At 62.5% G+C, this 4,999-nt stretch carries 6 protein-coding genes and 1 pseudogene; 1 reads left to right on the plus strand and 6 read right to left on the minus strand.

All coding sequences use genetic code 11. The annotated features are described in order from the left end of the window. The coding region (locus V7Z56_RS15610) for a LysR family transcriptional regulator (RefSeq protein ID WP_334130500.1) at positions 1-784 on the minus strand (784 nt) is incomplete at its 3' end. A gap of 207 nt (positions 785-991) precedes the next feature. Here V7Z56_RS15610 and V7Z56_RS15615 point away from each other — a divergent pair. Further along, complete coding sequence (locus V7Z56_RS15615; RefSeq protein ID WP_020818576.1) at positions 992-1,621, plus strand: TetR/AcrR family transcriptional regulator; 630 nt, start codon at positions 992-994, stop codon at positions 1,619-1,621. Here the strand turns inward: V7Z56_RS15615 and V7Z56_RS15620 are convergent. The 5 genes and pseudogenes from V7Z56_RS15620 to V7Z56_RS15640 form a co-directional block, all read right to left on the minus strand. Then, positions 1,616-1,837, minus strand: a complete 222-nt coding sequence (locus tag V7Z56_RS15620; RefSeq protein WP_020818575.1) for a DUF2274 domain-containing protein — start codon at positions 1,835-1,837, stop codon at positions 1,616-1,618. The genes V7Z56_RS15615 and V7Z56_RS15620 overlap by 6 nt on opposite strands. 2 nt (positions 1,838-1,839) lie before the next feature. Next, positions 1,840-2,973 (minus strand): TrbI/VirB10 family protein, encoded by a 1,134-nt coding sequence (locus V7Z56_RS15625; protein WP_025161152.1) that lies wholly within the window; start codon positions 2,971-2,973, stop codon positions 1,840-1,842. After that, the gene (trbG, locus tag V7Z56_RS15630; RefSeq protein ID WP_020818573.1) at positions 2,970-3,983 is read right to left on the minus strand and encodes a P-type conjugative transfer protein TrbG; all 1,014 of its coding nucleotides are present in this window, start codon (positions 3,981-3,983) and stop codon (positions 2,970-2,972) included. The genes V7Z56_RS15625 and trbG overlap by 4 nt, the downstream gene beginning before the upstream one ends. Further along, positions 3,980-4,669 (minus strand): conjugal transfer protein TrbF, encoded by a 690-nt coding sequence (gene trbF / locus V7Z56_RS15635; protein ID WP_020818572.1) that lies wholly within the window; start codon positions 4,667-4,669, stop codon positions 3,980-3,982. The genes trbG and trbF overlap by 4 nt, the downstream gene beginning before the upstream one ends. Then, positions 4,666-4,999, minus strand: a pseudogene (locus V7Z56_RS15640) (P-type conjugative transfer protein TrbL); the annotation flags it as partial. The pseudogene V7Z56_RS15640 and the gene trbF, both read right to left, overlap by 4 nt.

The raw sequence follows: 4,999 nt of genomic DNA on the forward strand, positions 1-4,999 counted from the left end.
GAGCGACCAGAGATAGGATATTGTCGCGGCCGACCTGCTGAGACTGAATATCGAGGTGGCGGCCGAGACCAGCAAGGTGAGCGACCAAATAGTCGTGGATCTCTTGTCCCGGCGCGACATCGCTCACGATGAACCGCTCGGAAGCCAAATCGGCCCATCCAAGTTCGGGCTTGCCCGCCAACGGATGTTCATCAGGCAGCACCACGTAAACCTTTTCGCACCACATATGCTCCGTCTCGCATCCGTCCCATGCTGTCGTTCCCGTGATGAATGCGACGTCCAGATAAAGCTTGCGGACAGCGGCGACATGCTCGGGCGAATTTCCATCAATAATGTCGACCTGCACCTTCGGATGGCGTGACCCATAATCTCGAAGCAAATCGAACAGAAAACCGGATGCGAGGGACGAGAATATCCCGACCTTGATCAGCCCTTGCTCCGCCCGGCCAACCGCTGCCACCTTTGTCACCCCGATATCGATCTGGCGAAGAGCATGGCGAGCGTTGCGCAGGAATTCCCGCCCGGCAACGGTCAACCGCACCCCGCCAGCATGTCGCATAAAAAGCGACGCCCCGAGTTCATCTTCGAGATCACGGATTCGTCGGCTGATGGAGGATTCCTGCACCGAAAGCGCGGCAGCAGCCTTGCGAAAACTCCCATGATCGACGGCGGCAACAAAATATCGCAACTGGTTCAGCCGGACCGCAGATGCACCGGGTTTCCCCTCAACGGCCTTCGTGAGGCTATCATCAGGCGAGGTCTGATTGTTCCCGGTCACAGCCATGGTGCATCATCCGAAACAGCGTTCGGTTTCTGACGGGCACCCCGCCATCATCAACGCGAAAATCGATCTGTGTGCGTTCATCGGCTCTCCGCACATCTTCAAACTAAACGACGTTCAGTTATCGAATGCTGCTTCTTGACTTCCGGCCCGTCAACGAAAAAAGTAAATGTCGTTTAGTTTTCACGACAAGTTGCAACAGGCATCCGAATGGCCCGTCCCCGGAAAGAGCAAGAACTTGATATTGCTCGTCGCGCGATCGACGAAACGATCCGGCTGCTGTCAGAACGTGGCGACCTCGACGTACCGCTGACTGCGGTCGCGCACGCCATCGGTTGCACAGCGCCAGCGCTTTACGGCCATTTCCGCAACAAGAGCGCCTTGCTGCGCGCCGTTCGGGACGAAGGTTTCAACCAGCTCTACAGGGAAAAGCTGGCCGTCTTCCAGCAGATGCGTGGCAATCCATTCGGCTATTTGCGTGACGGCAGCTATGCCTATGTCCGCTTTGCGTTGGAAAACCCCACGCTGTACCGGCTGATGTTCACACCGCCGCCACGGCTCGGAGTCAGCGATGATCCATGGTCGGGCGAAGCTGGAAGACAGATACTAAATCTATTGCTGACGGGACTTCGCTGCTCTCAGAACCAAGGCTTTTTGCCCGGCATGGATCTGAGCCGTTACAGCTTCATGTTCTGGTCAACGGTACACGGCGCGGTGAGCCTCACCCTTCAGAACCGGGAAATGGATCAGACCACCAAATGGGATGCGACACGAAAGGCCGTCGATACGTTGATGGAAATCATCGCCGCGACGCGCCATGACTCGCTCGGCACCTCATGAGCGAGACCTTCGGGCGCTGGCAAAGCCCCGATCTGTCGCAATGAACCGCTCCAGCATCGGCACAATCAGCCTGACAGGATCGGCAGCGGGCTGGCCGGTTTCGCGAGCCAGCACTTCGGCATAGGCGACAAGATCGCGGTGCAGCGGCCCCGGCAGTTCCACCGTCACCTTCACGGGCTTGTCTTCGATGAGGGGGCCGAGTTTCAGCTTCGTCATGGTCAGCTCCTGTAAGGTTCGAGTACGAGATCGCGGGTAACGATGACCCTGACCGGGTAGCCCGGCCGGATCGTCAGGGTCGGCGCGACCTGCAACTGGCGCTGGACGATCTGTTGCCCGGCCTGATTGATGGTATCCTGCGCTCCGTCGCGGATGGCGCGGATCAGACGATCCTCGTCGTCGGTCGCCAGTTCCGTGCCGATGCCAAGCAACGTGGACAGCCCCGCCGCCTTCATCAGATCCCACCAGTGGTAGTCAACGCCATCTTCCAGCCCGGCATAACCGGAAGCGTCCGCACCGGGCTGGCGCTCCAGCACGATGGAGCGGCCGTTGGGCAGAATCAGGCGGTTCCAGACCAGCAGCACGCGGCGCTGACCGAACTGCACACCGGCGTCATACTGACCGATGATGCGCGTTCCCTGCGGGATCAGGAGCAGGCTGCCGGTCGGGCTGTCATAGACATTTTCCGTGACCTGCGCGGTGATCTGGCCGGGAAGGTCCGAGCGGATGCCGGTAATCATCGCCGCCGGGATTACGGCCCCTGCCTGAAGGATGTAGGGCGAGGCTGGCGCCATGATCCGATCCATGGCAACGGTCTGCCGTTCCACCGGCCCATTCAGAAATGCCGTGTGACGGTCCTGTGTTGCGGGCTGGCTACCAAGGTCAAGGCCAGCAAGGCCCGGCATATTGGAGCCAGGCGTCGTCGCCACTCTTGGCCCGGACTGGAAGAACACTGTACTGAGACGCGCAGCTTCTTCTTCGGCAAGCCGGCGCTCTTCGGCAGGATCGCGGGCAGGCGTCGCCATGGCGGGCGGCGTGACCGGCTGACCCCGGTTCTGGGCATCCAGGATCGGGCCACCGAGATCGCCCGGCAATGCCGGCCCCAGGACCGGCCCGGTATAATCCTTCGGCAGACCCGCCAGTCCATCTGCCGTGGCGCGATTCTCGGTCGAATAGAGTTCTTCACCGTTTCCGCTCATGTCGCGCGTCTGGAGCGCATAGATCAGCGCCCCGCCGATGCCGAGGAGCGCAACAGCCCCGGCACCGGCCAGCATCTTGCGCGACAAGCGCGTGACGCGCGGCGGCTCGGCACGCAGACGCATCGGCGTTGGGTTGGTGGTAGCCTCTTCACTCATGACGATTGCTCCCCGGTTTTGGCGGGCTGGGCAGCTTGCCTTTGCTCGATGCGAACGATCCTGACCGTCTGCTGCTGCTTGCCGCTACCAAGACGCAGCTCAGCCGCTCCGAACAGCCGATCGACGATCAAGATGTTCTGGTGAACACGGGAATTGACGATCTGGGTCTCGCCCTCGGAACCGATGACGAAGATCGGCGGCATCTCTCCCTGCACGATGCCGCGCGGAAAAACGACATAGACACGGCGACCATCGTCGAAGACGGAAATCGGTCGCCATGGCGGCGTATCTCCGGTCAGGCCGTAACGATAGTTGCGTGCCGCCTCGACCGGGATGATGGGTGCTGCGGGAACGGTCTGGCGCTGACCGGCAGGCAGCGCAGGATATGACCAGGACACGGACGGCATATAGAGCGCCTCGCGGGCGCGCAACTCGATCATGTAGGTGCGCCGATCGGTCGTCACCACGAGATTGGTTGAGATGTCGGATCGGGATGGTTTGACGAGAATATGGACCCGGCGCGACGTACCGCTCCCGCTCTCGGTATCGCCAATGATCCAGCGAGCGGTGTCTCCCGCCGCAATCGGTCCCGCGCCGGTCAGGCTTTCGCCCGGCTCCAGCGCGATATTGGTGATCTGCCCAGGTGCAGCATAGACCTGATAGAGCGCGCCTTCCGACCAGGGATAGATCTGGATGGCGTTATAGTAACCCTCGCGGCGCGGCTCGACGCGGGCGGCGGCATTGGCGTTCTCGACGCGGCCTGCCGGTGTTCCGGCAGCAGTTCCGCCGCGTGCGACCGTCCAGGCCGGCGGCGTGTGAAGCGGCCGAGGCCGGTCATCGGTGACAGCGGTCGGCACGACGGGCAACGCTGGCACATCGGCATCATAGCTGAACTGCGGCGCTTTGTTGGTGGCGCAGCCTGCCAGCATGGTGGCCGAAAGCAACAAAGCCGCGAAGGCGGGTTTACGGAAAACCGACAAGGCGGAATTGCGGGAAAACGCGATGGTCATTGGCTCATCTCCCGCGACCATGAAATTGCATTGACGTAGATGCCGAGCGGATTGGCGCGCAGACGCTCGGCATCGCGCGGCGTCTGGATCACGATGGTCAGGATCGCGGTCCAGCGCTCGGTCGTGGAAAGCTGCCCGTTCTCGTAGTGGCGCTCGGTCCAGGCGACTCGGAAGCTGTCGTTCGAGGCGCGGATGACGCTGGAAACCTCGACTGCGATCTGCTGGCGGCCGACACGGGTGAACGGATCATTGGCGCGGGCATAGTCGTTGAGCGCGGCCGCTCCCCTATCCGTGGTGAACTCATAGGCGCGCAGCCAGTTCTGGCGCACGATGATGGCATCCGCCGGGATCGAGCGCGTCTGCTCGATGAAACGGCCAAGATGGAAGGCGATCTGCGGATCGGTCGGACGGTAATCGGCGGTGGCTGCGGCGACGGTCTGGGCTTGGCCGAGATTATCGACCTGCACCACCCAGGGCACGACGGTCCCTCGCGCCGATTGCAGAACGAGCGCGGCAGCGAAGCCCGCCGAGAGGATCAGCGAGCCGAAGGCCATATAGCGCCAGTTCTTGGCCTGCACGCGAGCCGAGCCGATGCGCTCGTCCCAGACTTGTGCGGCTTTCTGGTAAGGCGTCTCGGGTTCGGGCGATTTGCCGTAATGGGTCGCTGGACGTCTGAAGATGTTCATGAGCGGTCACTTTCGGAGATGTTGACGGAAGAGCCGCCGCCGTGGCTGTCACCGGAGCGGACGGCATGGGCGGCCATGGTCGTGCCGTGATTGAGCGCCTGGCGGCGGTGCATCTGCTGCGCCCATGCAGGCGGGCCGCCCGCGGAGGCGGGTCCGGCAGCGTCGGCCACGCTCGCACCGCCAATGGTTCCCTGCGAGGACGATCCACCGGTGACGCCGAGCCCGGCGCGCGCGCCATCGGAGAAGCTGGATTTGACGCTTTCCGCTGCTTTCGAGGCCGTCCGTTTCAGAGGCGATGCGGCGGCGGAGCCTGCCGCGCGGGCAACACCG

Origin of the sequence: Sneathiella sp. (assembly GCF_036844445.1) — a bacterium.
In the GTDB taxonomy this organism is placed as follows: domain Bacteria; phylum Pseudomonadota; class Alphaproteobacteria; order Sneathiellales; family Sneathiellaceae; genus Sneathiella.